This window comes from Pantoea sp. ICBG 1758, from assembly GCF_002928325.1.
Lineage (GTDB): Bacteria > Pseudomonadota > Gammaproteobacteria > Enterobacterales > Enterobacteriaceae > Pantoea > Pantoea eucrina.
This window is the reverse complement of the sequence record NZ_POWL01000001.1, coordinates 947,807-963,617: the sequence shown is the minus strand read 5'-3', so window position 1 is coordinate 963,617 and position 15,811 is coordinate 947,807. Positions and strand designations below refer to the sequence as shown.

At 62.4% G+C, this 15,811-nt stretch carries 13 protein-coding genes; 5 read left to right on the top strand and 8 right to left on the bottom strand.

The window, feature by feature from the left end:
* The 4 genes from pqqC to C1Y41_RS04780 form a co-directional block, all read right to left on the bottom strand.
* On the bottom strand, window positions 1–756 hold the full coding sequence (gene pqqC / locus C1Y41_RS04795) for a pyrroloquinoline-quinone synthase PqqC (protein ID WP_104084951.1): 756 nt from the start codon (window positions 754–756) through the stop codon (window positions 1–3).
* Window positions 750–1,676 carry a pyrroloquinoline quinone biosynthesis protein PqqB gene (gene pqqB, locus C1Y41_RS04790; RefSeq protein ID WP_039384267.1) on the bottom strand — a complete coding sequence of 309 codons (927 nt, stop codon included), beginning with the start codon at window positions 1,674–1,676 and terminating at the stop codon, window positions 750–752. The genes pqqC and pqqB overlap by 7 nt, the downstream gene beginning before the upstream one ends.
* Before the next feature lie 55 nt (window positions 1,677–1,731).
* A complete protein-coding gene (pqqA, locus tag C1Y41_RS04785; RefSeq protein ID WP_010617686.1) occupies window positions 1,732–1,803 on the bottom strand; it encodes a pyrroloquinoline quinone precursor peptide PqqA in 72 nt (23 codons plus the stop codon).
* Window positions 1,804–1,942: 139 nt separating this feature from the next.
* Window positions 1,943–2,968, bottom strand: coding sequence for a dipeptidase (locus tag C1Y41_RS04780; RefSeq protein WP_039384263.1), 1,026 nt, complete (start codon window positions 2,966–2,968; stop codon window positions 1,943–1,945).
* Between the two features lie 150 nt (window positions 2,969–3,118).
* Between C1Y41_RS04780 and leuA the strand changes: the two genes are divergently transcribed.
* A complete protein-coding gene (gene leuA, locus C1Y41_RS04775; RefSeq protein WP_071668799.1) occupies window positions 3,119–4,831 on the top strand; it encodes a 2-isopropylmalate synthase in 1,713 nt (570 codons plus the stop codon).
* Here leuA and C1Y41_RS04770 read toward each other — a convergent pair.
* Complete coding sequence (locus tag C1Y41_RS04770) at window positions 4,752–5,534, bottom strand: helix-turn-helix transcriptional regulator (RefSeq protein ID WP_104084950.1); 783 nt, start codon at window positions 5,532–5,534, stop codon at window positions 4,752–4,754. The genes leuA and C1Y41_RS04770 overlap by 80 nt on opposite strands.
* Window positions 5,527–6,399, bottom strand: a complete 873-nt coding sequence (locus C1Y41_RS04765; protein WP_071668798.1) for an NAD(P)-dependent oxidoreductase — start codon at window positions 6,397–6,399, stop codon at window positions 5,527–5,529. The genes C1Y41_RS04770 and C1Y41_RS04765 overlap by 8 nt, the downstream gene beginning before the upstream one ends.
* Window positions 6,400–6,604: 205 nt before the next feature.
* Here C1Y41_RS04765 and pqqU point away from each other — a divergent pair, with 205 nt between their 5' ends.
* Window positions 6,605–8,713, top strand: a complete 2,109-nt coding sequence (pqqU, locus tag C1Y41_RS04760; RefSeq protein ID WP_199181673.1) for a TonB-dependent receptor PqqU — start codon at window positions 6,605–6,607, stop codon at window positions 8,711–8,713.
* A 37-nt stretch (window positions 8,714–8,750) separates the two neighbouring features.
* On the opposite strand, the gene C1Y41_RS04755 is transcribed toward pqqU, so the two are convergent.
* Both C1Y41_RS04755 and C1Y41_RS04750 read right to left on the bottom strand, forming a co-directional pair.
* Complete coding sequence (locus tag C1Y41_RS04755) at window positions 8,751–9,308, bottom strand: isochorismatase family protein (RefSeq protein WP_039384252.1); 558 nt, start codon at window positions 9,306–9,308, stop codon at window positions 8,751–8,753.
* The gene (locus C1Y41_RS04750; protein ID WP_104084949.1) at window positions 9,289–9,870 is read right to left on the bottom strand and encodes a helix-turn-helix transcriptional regulator; all 582 of its coding nucleotides are present in this window, start codon (window positions 9,868–9,870) and stop codon (window positions 9,289–9,291) included. Before C1Y41_RS04750 ends, C1Y41_RS04755 begins: the two co-directional genes overlap by 20 nt.
* 95 nt (window positions 9,871–9,965) lie before the next feature.
* On the opposite strand from C1Y41_RS04750, the gene C1Y41_RS04745 reads away from it, so the two are divergent.
* The 3 genes from C1Y41_RS04745 to C1Y41_RS04735 all read left to right on the top strand — a co-directional run bounded on the left by C1Y41_RS04745 (window position 9,966) and on the right by C1Y41_RS04735 (window position 15,568).
* Complete coding sequence (locus C1Y41_RS04745) at window positions 9,966–11,144, top strand: benzoate/H(+) symporter BenE family transporter (protein WP_039384248.1); 1,179 nt, start codon at window positions 9,966–9,968, stop codon at window positions 11,142–11,144.
* Window positions 11,145–11,294: 150 nt separating this feature from the next.
* Entirely contained in the window at window positions 11,295–12,623 is a 1,329-nt protein-coding gene (locus C1Y41_RS04740) for an SrfA family protein (protein ID WP_039384246.1), read from the top strand.
* A 2-nt stretch (window positions 12,624–12,625) separates the two neighbouring features.
* The gene (locus C1Y41_RS04735) at window positions 12,626–15,568 is read left to right on the top strand and encodes a virulence factor SrfB (protein WP_104084948.1); all 2,943 of its coding nucleotides are present in this window, start codon (window positions 12,626–12,628) and stop codon (window positions 15,566–15,568) included.
* The last annotated feature ends 243 nt before the right edge of the window (window positions 15,569–15,811 follow it).

Sequence of the window (15,811 nt, the reverse complement as noted above, 5' to 3'; positions counted from 1 at the left end):
TTACACCAGTCTTGTTGTGTGCCAGGCCGCCCGATTGGTGACCGTATGATAAGGCGGACGCTGCAGCACATAGGCCATAGTCATGGCGTCAAGCATCGTCCAGAGAATATCGAGTTTAAACTGCAGGATCTCCAGCATGCGGTTCTGCTGTTCCGCCGTGGTAAAGCGCTCCAGCGCCAGCGCCAGCCCGTGCTCAACGTCGCGGTTAGCCTGGCTCAGGCGGCTGCGGAAGTAGAAATACCCCTCCTCTTTGATCCACGGATAGTGCTGCGGCCAGCTGTCGAGGCGCGACTGATGGATCTGCGGCGCAAACAGCTCGGTCAGGGAACTGCACGCCGCTTCCTGCCAGTCAGCGCGCCGGGCAAAATTGAGATAGGCGTCAACGGCAAACCGTACGCCGGGCAGCACGTGCTGCTCCGACAGCAGCGCCTCACGCGTCAGGCCTACCGCCTCACCCAGCTGCAGCCAGGCTTCAATGCCGCCATCGCCATCGTGACTGCCGTCGTGATCGAGAATGCGCTGTACCCACTTACGCCGCGTGGCCGGATCGGGGCAGTTGGCCATGATCGCGGCATCTTTCAGCGGAATAGTGGTCTGGTAATAGAAACGGTTTGCGACCCAGCCCTGGATCTGCTCGCGCGTTGCCTCACCGTTATGCATCGCTTTATGGTAAGGGTGATGAATATGGTAGTAAGCGCCTTTGGCGCGCAGCGCCTGTTCAAACGCCTCGGGGGTCAGAGCGTCGGTGATCACGATGCGGACTCCTGCAGATGGATCGCCATCCCGTCCTGGCTCACTTCAATGCCCTGCTGCGTCAGAAACTGGCGCTGCGGCGAGTGTTCGTCGAGGATCGGATTGGTGTTGTTAATATGAATAAGAATTTTGCGCTTTGCCGGCAGCGCGGCCAGTAGCGCCATCAGGCCCTGCTCTTCAGCCAGTGCCAGATGGCCCATCGCCCGTCCGGTATTTTTGCCGACGCCTGTGGTCAGCAGTTCATCATCCTGCCAGACGGTGCCGTCAATCAGCAGGCAGTCCGCTTTCTGCAGCCACGGCATGATCACCCCATCCGGTTCGCCCAGACCCGGCGCATAGAGCAGCGTCTGTCCGCTGGCGCGGTTTTCTATAAACAGCGCCACGTTGTGCCCCGGCAGCGGCCGGTCGCGGTACGGAGAGTAAGGGGGGGCGTTGCTGAGAATCGGGATCGCAGTAAACTGCAGATCGGGACAAACCGCCACGCTGAACGGCTCAAGCGGCGTCAGCGCATGATGCTTCAGGCCGCCGTTCCAGTGCTGCAGCATGGTAAAGACAGGAAAACCGCTGGTAAGGTCGGCATGCACTTCAGGGGTGCACCATACCTGATGCGGGCAGCCTTCGCGCAGGCTGAGCAGCCCGGTGGTGTGGTCAATCTGACTGTCGGTCAGAATAATACTGCCGATCGCGGTGCCGCGCAGCACCCCTTTTTTCACCAGCTCAGGCGTCTGCGCAATCTGCTGACTGATATCAGGCGAGGCGTTGCATAACACCCAATTTTCTCCGTCATCACTGACGATAATTGAGGACTGGGTGCGCGCCTGCGCCTGAATGGTGCCGTTACGCAGACCGCTGCAGTTGGCGCAGTTACAGTTCCACTGCGGAAAGCCACCGCCTGCCGCTGAACCGAGAACTTTAATAAACATGTGAAAGACCGAAGCAGAAAAAGAGAATGCCCGCACGAGCGGCGGGCAGAGAGTCTTAGCGGTTGGAGATGTACAGTGTCACTTCCAGGCCCAGACGCAGGTCAACAAACTCAGGTTTTTTCCACATAGTGTTCTTCCTCATCAATGAAAACGCAGAGCAGGCTCTGCCATAAATGCCGCTGGCGACTGCAGGCAGTACACCAGGCGCGGCGATGTTGCGCCAATGTCGCGCGGAGATCAACCCTGATTCATCAGGGAAACGCGGTTCAGGCCTGCCAGATCTGACGCAGCACGCGCTGCCAGTTGCCCCACGCGAGCTGTTCAGTCAATGCCTGATCATAGCCGAGACTTTGCAATAGCGCATAGAGCCGCGGTAAACCGGTAACATCTTTTAACGTCGCTGGTACGCTGATGCCGTCAAAATCCGATCCCAGCGCCACGTGATCGCGGCCCATAATAGCGATCAGATGCGCGGCGTGTTTAACAATTTCCGTCAGCGCGGTGCTGTCATCGCGTTTTCCGTCACTGCGCAGGAAGGCGTTGCCGAAATTTATCCCCACCACGCCGCCGCTGTCGCGAATGGCACGCAGCTGATCGTCAGTCAGATTGCGCGGCTGTGCGCAGAGCGCGTGTGCGTTGGAGTGCGTGGCGACCAGCGGCAGCGTGCTGAGCCGCGCCGTCTGCCAGAAGGCTTTTTCATTCATATGCGAGAGATCGATAACCATACGCTGCTGACAGGCCAGCGTAATCAGCTGCTCCCCCTCCTCCGTCAGCCCGTCACCGCTGTCGGGCGATCCGGGAAACGCGCCGGTGACGCCGTGACCAAAGCGGTTAGGCAGATTCCAGAATGGCCCGATGCTGCGTACGCCAGCCTGATAAAACGCCTGCAGATCTGCGCCGGCACCGTCGAAACCGTCGGCGCCTTCGATATGCGCCACCAGCGCCAGTACGCCATCGCGCCGGCAGGCGGCAATCTCCTCCGCGTTCAGGCAGAGCCGGGCGCGTCCGCCTGATTCCGCCGCCAGCGTTTTCAGAATCGCGAGCTGCTGCCAGAGAATGGTGAGCGGCGGCAGCTGCTCCCCGGCGCGCTCAGGCGCCACCTCGCTGAGATAGCCAGCCGGGGGCACAAACAGCGCAAACAGCCCGCCGCCAAAGCCGCCCTGCTGCATGCGCGGAAAGTCGAGATGCCCGGTTTCTGTACCGGAGAAAAATGCGCGCGCCGGATCGTCGCGATGATGCAGCCAGAGCCGCAGTAACAGGTCGTTGTGACCGTCGAACGTAATAAATGACATAGCCTGCCTGAGCCGGAAACCGTGCCGCTATGCTACGCGCCCGCACCGCTTTCGCCAACCTGTCCGTTTTGCACGCGTGGTTGTCCGCTACGCGCAGGCGGGCAGCGATCCACCTGCGCCACACTACAGGCTCTGCTAAAGGAGACGACGATGCTGACTCACCCTGCTGATAAATATTACCCGACCCCTGTGCTGCCGCTGGCCGATCGCCAGTGGCCGTCGCGCCAGCTCACTCACGCGCCGCGCTGGCTCTCAACGGATCTGCGCGACGGCAACCAGGCACTGGCGGTGCCGATGGACAGCGCCCGCAAGCTGGCGTTCTGGCAGCTGCTGCTGCGCTGCGGCTTCAGCGAAATTGAGGTGGCCTTTCCTGCCGCATCGCAGACCGACTATGCGTTTGTGCGGGAACTGATCGAGAAAGATCACATTCCGCCCCATGTCACCATTCAGGTGCTCACCCAGGCGCGCAGCGATCTGATCGATCGCACGTTCGACGCGCTGACGGGCGTCCGGCAGGCGATTGTTCATCTCTACAACGCCACCGCCCCGCTGTTTCGCGAGCGTGTCTTCTGCCAGAGCAAAGCGGAGATTGTCGCCCTGGCGTGCAGCGCCGCCCGCCAGATCCGCGACCGCTGTGCCGCGCAGCCTGATACGGCGTGGACGTTTCAGTATTCACCGGAAACGTTCTGCTTTACCGAGCCGGACTTTGCGCTGGAGATTTGTGAAGCGGTAGCGGCGATCTGGCAGCCTGGCCCGCAGCGACCGATGATTATCAACCTGCCCGCCACGGTGGAAGTGAACACGCCTAACGTCTACGCCGATCAGATTGAATACTTCTGCCGCCACTTCAGTCAGCGTGCGGCGGTGACCATCAGCGTACATCCGCACAACGATCGCGGTACCGGCACCGCCTGCGCCGAGCTGGCGCTACTGGCGGGGGCCGATCGCGTCGAGGGCTGCCTGTTTGGCAACGGCGAGCGCACCGGCAACGTTGATCTGGTGACGCTGGCGCTGAACCTCTACACCCAGGGCGTGGCACCGGGGCTTGATTTCAGCGATATGCAGCAGGTGATTGAGACGGTGACGGCGTGTAATCAGCTGCCGCTGCATCCGCGCCACCCTTATGCCGGTGAGCTGGTCTTTACCGCCTTTTCCGGCTCCCATCAGGACGCCATCCGCAAAGGCTTTGCCGAACGTGCAGCGCGGCAGGAAACCCGCTGGCAGATCCCTTACCTGCCGCTCGATCCGCGCGACATTGGCTGCAGCTATGAAGCGGTGATCCGGGTTAACAGCCAGTCGGGCAAAGGCGGCAGTGCCTGGCTGCTGGAACAGAACCACGGACTGCAGCTGCCGCGCGCGCTGCAGCAGGATTTCAGCCAGCGGGTGCAGCAGCAGACTGACACGAACGGCGGCGAGATGACGCATCATGCCCTCTGGCAGCTGTTCTGCCACCACTACGGCCTGACGCAGCCGGCGCGCCAGCTTGACACGGCGGAGAGCCAGAGTGACGAACGGGCAACGTGTATCCGCCTGCAGTTTACGACGGCATCGGGCGGGCGCATGCTGAATGGCAGCGGTAACGGCCTGCTTTCCGCCGCCGTCAGCGCGCTGCAGCAGCACTACGGGCGCGCAATCGCCATTGAGGATTACCATGAACATACGCTGGGTAAACGCAGCGACAGTCGCTCGGTTGCCTATATCTGCTGTACTGACGCAAACGGCAAACGCGCCTGGGGGGTCGGAATCGACAGTGACGTAACGCGCGCCTCGCTGCAGGCGCTGCTCAATGCGGCGAACGCCTTTCTGCCGGCGGAAAGTAGCCCGCCGGTGAAACGCCCAGCACGCGGCGAAACATCGCGCTGAACGCACCCGGGCTCTCGTAGCCGAGATCCAGCGCCACCCGCAACACGCTCTCTCCCTGCGCCAGCCGCATCAGCGCCTGGCTCAGCCGGGCGCGCCGCAGCCAGTCGCCAAAGCGCAGTCCGGTTTCGCGGCTGAAATGGCGCGACAGCGTGCGCTCTGCCACGCAGAGTTCCGCCGCGGCCTGCGTCAGCGTCCACGGCTCTCCTGCGCTCTGCTGGATCCGGGTACAGAGCGCCAGCAGGCGCGGGCTTTGCGGCATCGGCAGGTCAAACGGCAGCACATTCATCACCCTGATCTCATCGAGGATCAGCTCATAAATGCGTTCGCTGCGGCTGCCGGGAGAGTAGCCCTCCGGCAGCGACAGCGCGCTCACGATCAGTTCACGCAGCAGCGCGGAGATCTGCACCACCTGACAGCTGGCCGGCAGATCAGCGCGCGCCAGCGGATCGATAAACAGCGTGCGGGCAGCGACCTGGCCGCCCGTCTGCAGCGCATGCCGCGTGCCGGCTGGCAGCCAGACCCCGCGGCTGGGCGGCACCATCCAGCTGCCGTGCGCCGTCTCCACCCGTATCACGCCGCTCAGAGTATGGATCAGCTGCGCACAGGTGTGATAGTGCCACGGCTCGCGGGCACCGTGCGCGTAATCGTGCGCAAAGGGTATCAGCGGGCGCCGGGAAAAATCGAAGCTTATCTGTTTACTCATCTCCGCGCTTCAGCCAGGCGTAGACGGAGGCCAGATCCTGTTCGCCGTAGCCCGCCTCCACTGCCTGCTGCCAGAGCTGCGCAATGTTCTCCAGCGCCGGCAGCCGGGTCTCTCCCGCCGCCTCCAGCGCCAGTTTCGCATCCTTCAGTGCCCAGGTAAGCTGCATCTGCGGGGTGTAGTCGTCGCTGGCAATCGCGCCGAGTTTGACCTTCGCGTAGGGGGCCGCCAGCGGACCGCCCTCCAGCACCTGCCACAGATCGTCAGTGCTGAAACCAAACTGCTCTGCCAGCCGCGTGCTCTCGGCCAGGCTCTGCATCAGGCCAATCAGCCAGCTGTTCACCACCAGCTTCATGCGCGAGCTGGCGCCCGCCTCGCCCAGCCACTGCGTGCCTTTGCCGATCGCGGCAAACACCTGTTCAGCATCCTCAGCCCGCGTGCGGTCACCGCTGGCCAGCACCAGAATCTGGGCGTTTTCCGCCGGCGCTTTGGTGCCGGAGACCGGCGCATCAATAACGTTGATATCGGGACGCGCCGCGGCGATCTGTGCGATCAGCGCGTCGGTTGCCGCGACGCCAATGGTGCCCATCTGTACCAGAGTGGCATTCTGCTTCAGCACCGGCGCGATGCGCGCCGCCACGTCGCGGGTGGTATCTCCATCGGCCAGCATCGTGATCACCACATCCGCCTGCGCAGCAGCAGCTTCCGCGCTGCCGCTCAGCTGCAGGCCTGCCGCCTCCAGATCTTCTCCTTTAGACCGGGTACGATTCCAGCCCTGCACGCGAAACCCTTTTTTCAGTAAGCTGGCGGCGAACGCATGGCCCATCGCTCCCAGACCCAGTACGGCTACAACCGGTTGCTGACGCATTTTCTCTCCTGATGATGTAAGCACTTCTCTTTACAGTGACAGAAAGCGTAGTACGCAGCCAGAGGTGCGTGGCGCGACGATAACGTTTTCATCATACCGGCCACGATCCGCGCGGTTTTTTACGCTTTTCAATCAAATGACATAACCGGTAACATACCGCTCACTGAGCTTTTCTGATTTCTCTCTTTTTCTGACGGTTTTGATTATGAATATTGCTTTACTGCGTCAGGCGCTGCTGCTGCCGGCGCTCCTGCCGCTGCCGCTGCTCGCCGCAGATAACGCAGAGCGTACGCTGGTGGTCAGCGCGGCACCCGCGGCCAGCGGCCTCTCTGAACTCGATACGCCCGCTGCGGTAAGCGTCGTGAGCGGCGAGGATATGCGCCGGGCCGCGCCGCGCGTCAATCTGTCGGAGAACCTCGCCAGCGTGCCTGGCCTGCAGATACTCAACCGGCAGAACTACGCCCAGGATCTGCAGCTCTCGGTGCGCGGCTTTGGCTCGCGCTCAACGTTTGGCGTACGCGGCGTTCGTCTTTACGTCGACGGTATCCCCGCTACCATGCCGGACGGCCAGGGGCAGACATCGAATATCGATATCGGCTCGGTGGCGCACGTGGACGTGCTGCGCGGCCCCTTTTCAGCGCTCTATGGCAACGCATCAGGCGGCGTGATTAACGTTGAAACCGCCAGCGGCGAACAGCCCCCTGTGCTGGAAGCGGGCAGCTGGTACGGCAGCTTTGGCAGCTGGCGCAACAGCATAAAGGCCAGCGGTGCGACGGGAGACGGCACGCAGCCGGGCGACGTCAGCTACACCCTTTCCGCTTCACGGTTTACCACCCACGGTTATCGCGACCACAGCGCCGCACAGAAAAACCTCGGTAACGCAAAGCTCGGCGTGCGCATTGATGAGGTGAGTACCCTGACGCTGCTGTTTAACAGCGTGCATCTGGAGGCGCAGGATCCGGGCGGCCTGACCGACGCACAGTGGCGCGATAATCCGCGTCAGGTTGCCAGTAATGTCTCTCTCTATGACGCCCGCAAAAGCGTGGATCAGACCCAGGCGGGCGTGCGCTATCAGCGCGAGATGAGCGAGCATGACGACCTGAGCCTGATGCTCTGGGCCGGCGAGCGTGAAACCACGCAGTATCAGTCCATTCCGGTTGTGGCGCAGAACAGACCCGGTCATCCCGGCGGCGTGATTGCGCTGACGCGCCACTATCAGGGTATCGATACGCGCTGGACCCATCGCGACGCGCTGTTCAGCGTGCCGGTGACGCTGACCGGCGGTCTCGACTATGAGACCATGACGGAAAAGCGCAAGGGCTACCGCAACTTTACCCCGGACGGCACGCTGGGCGTGCAGGGCGAGCGCCGCCGCGATGAGCGCAACCGGATCTGGAACCTCGATCCCTATTTACAGAGCGCCTGGCAGCTGACGGACGCGTGGTCGCTGGATGCGGGCGTGCGCTTCAGCACGGTGAACTTTACCTCGGACGATCGCTACGTTACCGAAAGCGATCCCGACGACAGCGGCAGCCGTCGCTATCACCGCTGGCTGCCGGCCGCCGCGCTGAATTACGCTATCGATTCGGGCTGGAACGCTTACCTCTCCGCCGGACGCGGCTTCGAGACCCCCACGCTGAATGAGCTCTCCTATCGCGCCCGCGGTACCAGCGGCCTGAACCTGGATCTGCAGCCCGCCACCAGCGAGACGCTGGAACTCGGCACGAAAAAACGCCTCGGCAACGGAATGCTCAGCGCCGCGCTGTTTCAGACCGATACCCGCAATGAGATTGTTTCAGCCGGCAGCTATGAAGGACGCTCAACCTTTAAAAACGCCGGTGAGACGCGCCGCCGCGGCCTGGAGCTGGCGTTCGATCAGCAGATTGGCTATGACTGGCAGCTGAAAGCGGCGTGGACGCTGCTGGACGCCCGTTACCGCAGTAACGCCTGCGGTGACGAGAGCTGTCGCGGCCATCGTATTCCGGGCATTGCGCGTAACATGGCCTATGCAGGCATAGCGTATGCGCCGGAACAGGGCTTTTACGCCGGGGCTGACGTGCGCTATCTGAGCGATATTGCGGCCAATGACGAGAACAGCGTGCGGGCGCCCGCCTACACGCTGGCTGGTCTGAACAGCGGCTACAAGTGGCACATCAGCGACTGGATGCTGGATCTGTTTGGCCGCGTGGATAACCTGCTGGATCGCCACTATATCGGCTCGGTGATTGTGAATGAGAGCAACGGACGCTACTACGAACCGGCGCCGGGTCGTAATTACAGCGCCGGTCTTAATGTAAGCTACACCTTTAACTGACCGCCCGGTGCCTGACCAAATCAGGCACCGGCAGGCCTTACTCCGCCAGCAGCGCCAGTACCTCTGCGGTGCTGCCGGTCTCACCCAGACGCGGAAAAATGCGCGTGACGCTGTTTTCATGCGTGTGCGCATCGAGGCAGGTCATGGCGTCGGTGGCCAGCGTCACGTTATAGCCGAGCGCATACGCCTCGCGCGCGGTCGACTCTACGCCAATGCTGGTGGCAATGCCGCACACCACCACCTGCGTGACGCCGCGCTGCTGCAGCTGCGCGTGCAGGTCGGTCTGATGAAATGCACCCCAGGTTTTTTTCGTGATGCAGATGTCATCCGCTTGCGGCTGCATCTCCGGCACCAGATCTGCCCAGTCGGCAGGTAAATCAGCGTCATGGCGCGGCATCTCATTGCGCCCCGGCGCGCCGCCCGCGACGTTAACCCGTACGACCGGCAGACTGCGCGCGTGAAACGCGCCAGCCAGCTCACCGGCGCGCGCAATCACGTCGTCAGCGCTCAGCGGTGCCACCGGCAAACGGACAATGCCGTGCTGCAGGTCAATGATAATCAGGGCGGTGTGTGCATCAAGCGTGGTTAGTGCCATGGGGACTCCTCGTCAGTTCGTTAGCAGAGAGATAGTGTATCAGACTGTGGAAACGCAGCGGCGTGGCGAGCGGATTCGCGTAACTGTGCGGTTTATCGGCGGCAAACTGATACGCCTCACCCGCCCGCAGCCGCTGCGCGCCCTGCTCCAGGCCCAGCAGCAGCTCGCCCTCCAGCACCACCACCTGTTCAATGACCCCGGCCTCGTGGGCAGAGGAGCTGCTCTGCGCGCCGCCGGCGAGCGTCACCTCAAGCAGATCAACCCCTACCCGGCTATCAAACGGCAGCAGCGGGCGAACCTGCATCTGTGCGCTGGCCTCGCTGAATACCGTGGTGCTGGCGGAGTGTGGCGCGCTGCCGTGGATAAAGCGGGAGAATGGCACGTTGAAGCCGGTCACAATCTTCCACAGCGTAGCTACCGTGGGGCTCGATTCGCCGCGCTCAATCTGTCCCAGCATCGCTTTACTGACGCCGGTACGGGCGGCCGCCAGCGTCAGGCTCCAGCCCCGATCCTGACGCAGCTGCTTCAGCGTCTGGCCTAACTCGTGTTGCAGATTATCCATATCGTCTCCTGAAAGCGTACCCTCCAGTGTATCACTTGTCGCGGCAGGGCACGCGTGCCACAATGTGCGTTATAACGCACAACAGGACGTTTTCTATGCATCTGGCTGACACCCGCTCTCTCCCGTTTATTCCGCTGCTGGTCGCCGGTTTTGTCGCCGTGCTGGTCGGCTACAGCAGCAGCGCTGCCATTATCTGGCAGGCGGCGCAGGCGGCGGGAGCCACACCGGCGCAGACCGCCGGCTGGTTTACCATGCTGGGGCTGGCGATGGGGGTGGCCACGCTGGCGCTCTCGCTGCGCACCCGCCTGCCGGTTATTGCGGCCTGGTCAACGCCGGGTGCAGCGCTGCTGGCGACCAGCGTGGAGGGGCTAAACCTGAATGAGGTCATCGGGGTGTTTGTGGCGGTTAACCTGCTGATCCTGCTGAGCGGCGTAACCGGGATATTTGCCCGGCTGATGCGCTTTATTCCGCCCGCGCTCGCGGCGGCGATGCTGGCGGGTATTTTACTGCGCTACGGCATCGGCACCTTTACCGGCCTGGAAAGCAACGCCGTGCTGTGCGGCACCATGTGCCTGGTCTGGCTGCTCTGTCGCCGCTGGCTGCCGCGCTACGCCATTATTCTGGCGCTAATCGCCGGGGCGGGCGTCACGCTGCTTCAGCAAAGCGTGATCCTGCCGCCGGACTCCTTCAGCTTTGCCCTGCCGGCATTTGTGATGCCGCACTTTACGCTTGCCGCTCTGACCGGCGTCGCGCTGCCCTGTTTTCTTATCACCATGGCCTCACAGAATGCGCCCGGTATCGCCACGCTGCAGGCGCACGGCTATCAGCCGCCGGTCTCCATGCTGACCAGCTGGACCGGGGCCATCGCGCTGCTCTGCTCGCCGTTTGGCGGCTTTTCGGTCTGCGTGGGGGCGATCTCAGCCGCTATCTGTATGGGCGATGAGGTCGACCCCGATCCGGCGCGCCGCTGGATCGCCGCCGTCTGCGCCGGGGGGTTCTATCTGCTGGCCGGGCTGTGCGGCGCGCTGATTGCAGCGCTGCTCGGCGCGCTGCCCGCCGTGCTGATTGCGACGCTGGCGGGTCTTGCGCTGCTTAATACCCTCGCCGGCAGTTTGCAGCGCGCGCTGCAGGAGCCGGATCAGCGCGACAGCGCCATTATTACCGTGATGATCACCGCCAGCGGCATCTCTCTGGCCGGTATCGGCTCCGCCTTCTGGGGCATGGCGGGCGGCGTGCTGGTCCATCTGCTGCTGACCGCTCGTCGCCGCGGTTAATCCGTAACCACTTCATACCGGAGCCGGGGAAAAACAGCCTGTTTACCCCCTCTTTTCGCGCCTTTGATTTTCCGTATTTGGCTTAAGATCACTTTTACGCCATCAATACACGATGTTTTGCACGTGACCTCCATCGATAAGGGCCAACGAGTGGCAAAAACTTTTCTGCGCAGCGGCAAGCTGGATTCGGTACTGGCTCTGGGTGAGAGCGGCCAGCCGGTATGGATCTCCGCGCTGCAAATTCGCGAAACGCTGCGGCTGCGTCATCAGGATGCGCTCGCCAGCTGTCTCGCTATTCCGCAAGCCAGCGACAGCGGCGATCGCCTTGACTGGTACGCCCCGCACGCGGGTAAGGTCAAATCCTGGCTCGCCGCCAGCGACAGCGAGCGGCGCCGGGCGCTGGAGCTGCTGACGCAGTACCAGCAGGCGCTGCAGGCGCTGAGCGAACGCGCGCGCGCGGCGGACAAGCCGGCGCTGCGTCTGTTTGGTGCGCTGCTGGGCAAAAGCTTTCAGTTTCCCGATCAGCAATATGTCTATCTGGTTGACGCTAAACCGGTGATCACCTTCTGGGGCTTTGTGGATCCGCTGGCGCGCACGCGCGATGACGCCCTTGCCTGCCTGCGCGACACGCTGGAGCTGACGCTGCCGGCGCTGGTAGCAGAACCTGAGCCCTCCGTCATACCGGAGCCGGTGCGTACTGAACCGGTTGCTGAGCCTGAACCAGAAACTAAACCTGAACCTGAAGCCGTTACGGCGTCTGAGCCGGTATCGCCTGAGGCACCGCCGGTGGCAGAACCGGCAGCGCCCGCTCCGGTCCGCCGCCCGTCCCGCCTGCGCCCGCTTGCCCTGCTGCTGCCGGCGGCGGCAGTAGCCGCGGGCGTCACGCTCTGGATGCAGCGCAGCGAAACGCCTGCGCCCGCGGCTGACCTGACGGCAGCCGTAGCCCCCGCCCCGGTCAGCGCGCCGGTTCTGCCCGGCGTACTGGTCAAAGCCGCGACGCTCTCCGCGACGCTGCCGCAGCGTATGGCTGCGGCTCCCGCGGCACCGGCGGACGCCGCACCGCCAGAAATTGTGGCGGAACATACCGAAGCGGCAAAGGCGGATGACCTGGTTATGACCACGGATGACGCCCGCCTCGGCTCGGTGAAATTTATCGACGGCACCTGGCGCGTGACGCTGCGGCAGACCAACCTGCCTACCGGCAAACCACCCAGCCTGCGTTATAAAATCCGCAACGGCAAAGGCACCGCCTGGATCAGTCAGGGCGATAATATTCGCTGTAAAGCGGATATCACCGCTGCGATGACCAGCGCCGGAACCATGGTGGTACGCAGCCGCTATACCGCCAGCTGCAGCGACAAGTCGCGCTATCGCATGCCGGAGCTGATATGCAAAGCGGGCGACGGTATTGCCAGCTGTAACGCACAGTATGGGGCTGAACAGGCCTTCCCGTTGACGATTAAGCGTGAGAGTAAGTAACCATGTTGGCTCCTCTGATTGATGACAAACAGAAAATCACGCTGATTGAAGCGAGCGGCGTGCAGTTTCTCGACTTTGGTCTGCGCCTGCCTTCTGCTCAGGCGCGCCGCCAGTTTGTGCGCCAGACCGCCAACGGTCCGCTGCTGCGCCTGCACGTGGATGGCAATAACGGTAAATTCCTGCTCTACCCGGAGGAGGGAGGCGCGGCCGAGGTCGTACGCCCGGAGTCGGATGTCGCCCTGACCGACTCCCTCGCCCTGCTGGCTAATCAGTGGCTGCCGCTGCCGGTGCTGCGCTGCACCAGCGGTCGCCGCTTTATCGGCGGTCCCGATAACTGGGCGCGCGCCCGCCTTGCGCCGCTCAGCGAACCGGATGCAGCGGGCCATACGCACCGCATTACCCTCGCCTTTGACACTCGGCTGGTAACGGAAGCAGAAGGCGGTGAACAGCTCGGCCTGAGCGCGGCCGACGCGCAGAACGGCGTGAGTTTTGCGCTGGCGTGGCACAACTATGAGCTGGGCGAGTTTCTTGACCTGACCTGGGTCGACGGCTGGCTGCGTGAGACCTTTGTGCAGCGGGCGGTCGCGCTGGAATCGCGCGGGGAGCTGGCGCTGACGCAGGCGCTGCGCGAGTTTGAGTATCAGGCGCATTATCTCAATCTGCTGGAGCTGCTGGGTGAGCAGCTCGATCTGGCGGAGATCGCTATTCAGGCGGCGTCGCTGCAAACCCCGGCGGTCAGTGTGGATCTCATTCTCGATGTCGGCAACTCGCATACCTGCGGCATTCTGGTGGAGGATCACCCGGAAGAGAGCAACGGCCTGCGTCAGACGTATGAGATGCAGCTGCGCGATTTATCGCAGCCGCACCGCGTGTATAACGAACTGTTCGACAGCCGGCTGGAGTTCGCAGAGGCGAGCTTTGGCAAAGCGAGTTTCTCACTGCAGAGCGGGCGCGATAACGCATTTATGTGGCCTTCGCTGACCCGCGTGGGGCGCGAAGCGAGCCGTCTGGCGCTGCAGCGCGCCGGCACGGAAGGCAGCACCGGTATCTCCAGCCCGCGTCGTTATCTGTGGGATGAGGCGCGCTATCAGCCAGGCTGGCGCTTTAACGCTGGCGGTCAGAGCGAAGAGGCGCAGGCTATTGCGCTGCCCTTTACGCTGATGATCAACGATGAGGGAGAGCCGCTGCAGGCGCTGCCGGAAGAGAATCGCCTGCCGGTGTTTTCCGCCAGCTACAGCCGCAGCGCGCTGATGACCTTTATGCTCTGCGAGCTGCTGGCGCAGGCGATGATGCAGATGAACAGCGTTGCACAGCGCCAGCGCATGCCGCAGAGCCAGGCGCCGCGCCAGCTGCGGCATGTGATCCTGACGCTGCCCTCCGCGATGCCCAAGCCGGAGCGGGAGATATTTCGCCGCCGCATGCAGGAGGCGCTCGCGCTGGTGTGGCAGGCTGAGGGGTGGGACGCCGCGCCCGCGCACCGCCCGCTGCCGGATGTGCAGATGGAGTGGGACGAAGCCACCTGCGGCCAGATGGTGTGGCTGTTTAATGAAACGCAGGTGAACTTTGCCGGGCGGGCGGAAGATTTTTTCAGCAGTATGGCGCGCCCCGATCGCCCGCGTGAGAGCGATGAGCTGCCGGGCAAAAGCCTGCGCATCGCCTCAATCGACATCGGCGGTGGCACCACCGACCTCGCGATCACCCAGTACCGGCTGGATGATGGCCAGGGCAATAATGTGAAAATTACGCCGCGCCTGCTGTTTCGCGAAGGCTTTAAGGTTGCCGGCGATGATATTCTGCTGGATGTGATCCAGCTCTGGATCCTGCCGGCGCTGCAGCAGAGTCTGCAAAAAGCGGGCGTCACCCTGCCCGAGCCGCTGATGCAGAAGCTGTTTGGCCACGACAGCCGGATGGATGGACAGGCGACGCTGCGTCAGCAGGTTACGCTGCAGCTGTTTATCCCGCTGGCGCAGGCGGTGCTGGAGCGGTATGAGAACTGGGATCCGCTCGACAGCCACAGCGAGATCAACGCGCTGTTTGGCGAACTGGTGCCGCAGCAGCCGGCAGGCGCGGTGCTGGCGTTTGTGAATGGCGAAATTCAGCGCACGCTGGGCAGCGAGAGCCGGTTTGATCTGCTGCAGGTGCCGCTGGTGGTCAGTATGGCGCAGCTGCACGGCGAATTTTTGCAGCACCGTATGGCTATTATCCCGGCGCTGCGCGCCATGTGCGAAGTGGTGTCGCTCTATCAGTGTGATGTTCTGCTGCTGACCGGCCGGCCGTCGCGTTTCCCCGGCATCCAGGCGCTGGTGCGTCACCTGCAGCCGCTGCCGGGCAGCCGTATTCTGTCGCTGGAGGGGTATCACACCAGCGACTGGTATCCGTTTAATAAACAGGGACGCATCGATAACCCGAAATCAACCGCGGCGGTGGGCGCGATGCTCTGCCTGCTGGCGCTCGATCTGCGTCTCAGCAGCTTCTGGTTCCGCGCCGGTGATTTTGAGCCCTATTCGACCATTCGCTATCTTGGCGTTCTGGATGAAAATGCCACGCTCAGCGATGATAATCTCTGCTACAGCGAAATCGATCTCGACAGCAGCAGTTTTGCCCTGGATCGCAAAAGCAGCTTTCGCATTCGCGGCAACGTCTGCCTCGGTTTTCGTCAGCTGGAGAACGACCGCTGGCCGGCGTCGCCGCTCTACAGCCTGAGCATTACCGACCCGCAGCTGGCGCGCAAAGTCGCGGGCGAAAGCGTGCTGCGTATTAAGCTGGCAGCAGAGCCGGGACCAGATAATAACGGGCCGGAGCGGCTGATCCTCAGCGACGCGCGGCTGGATGATGGCACGCGGGTGCCGCTGGAGCAGCTGAGCCTGAAGCTCAATACCCTTTCCGGCAGCGGCAATGCCAACGCGCAATACTGGATTGATAGCGGCTCGATCAAGCGTATTTAGGTTATAAATCAATTACTTAATGTGATTTGTCGCTGAAAAAACATACTACATTTCACGACAAATCACACCAAAGCGCTACATATAAATCAATAACTTACGATCTCATTTCGAACGCCATTTAACACGCTTTGATAAGCTTTTCCCCTTCGAGAATGCGACCATGAAATCTCGGTGAATCACTAATGCAACTGGAGAGGAAATGAGAGGAGAACTTATCTGGAAAAATTAACCTGATCAATTAAT